The organism is Acinetobacter sp. NigerLNRRAM0016, assembly GCF_054112845.1.
On record NZ_JBSYVT010000109.1, the window covers coordinates 1 to 788 of the forward strand.

At 35.9% G+C, this 788-nt stretch carries 1 protein-coding gene; it reads left to right on the forward strand.

Annotated features, from left to right (window positions below; translation table 11 throughout):
* The first annotated feature begins 59 nt into the window (after positions 1-59).
* Positions 60-761: an IS1 family transposase gene (locus ACWQ4X_RS19735; protein ID WP_005005861.1), complete on the forward strand. Its 702-nt coding sequence runs from the start codon at positions 60-62 to the stop codon at positions 759-761.
* The last annotated feature ends 27 nt before the right edge of the window (positions 762-788 follow it).

The following is a 788-nucleotide window of genomic DNA, read 5'->3' on the forward strand; positions in this document are numbered from 1 at the left end:
GGTGGTGTATCAAAAAGTATGCTAAAAAAAAGCAGGTTGAATTTTGATAAAATAGAGAAATGCAAATAACTCTAGAAATCAAATGTCCAACCTGCCTCAGTGACAGTATAAAGAAAAATGGCATCAAAGTAGATGGGAAACAAAACTACCAATGCAAAGACTGCAAACGTCAGTTTATTGGTGACCATGCTCTGAGCTATCTAGGATGTAATTCTGGCATTACTCGTAAAATATTACAGTTAATGGTCAGAGGCAGCGGTATACGAGATATCGCTGAAGTTGAGCGCATTAGTATCGGTAAAGTCTTACGGACTTTAACTGAATCGGCCTATCAAATTCAGCCTAAACAAAGTCATTATGAATCTCTCGAAGTAGATGAATTCTGGACTTTTGTTGGAAATAAAAATAATAAACAATGGCTTATTTACGCCTACCATCGAGAAACAGGTGAGATTGTTGCTTATGTTTGGGGTAAGAGAGATTTAGCTACAGTCCAAAGGTTGAAGACAAAGCTTAAACAATTAGGTATTCACTACACCCGAATTGCAAGTGATCATTGGGACAGTTTCATCACTGCTTTTAAAAACTGCAAGCAAAGTATTGGTAAGTTGTTTACTGTAGGAATTGAAGGTAATAATTGCAAAATAAGGCATCGAATAAGGCGTGGTTTTAGAAGAAGTTGCAATTTCTCCAAAAAGCTTGAAAACCATTTTAAAGCCTTCGACTTAACCTTCTTTTACATCAATAATGGCTTCATTTAATGTCAGCATACTTTTTAAAACACCACC

What these genes read in the sequence shown, in the direction of transcription:
- ACWQ4X_RS19735 (WP_005005861.1), top strand. Translation starts at nt 60, where the DNA reads ATGCAAATAACTCTAGAAATCAAATGTCCAACCTGCCTCAGTGACAGT.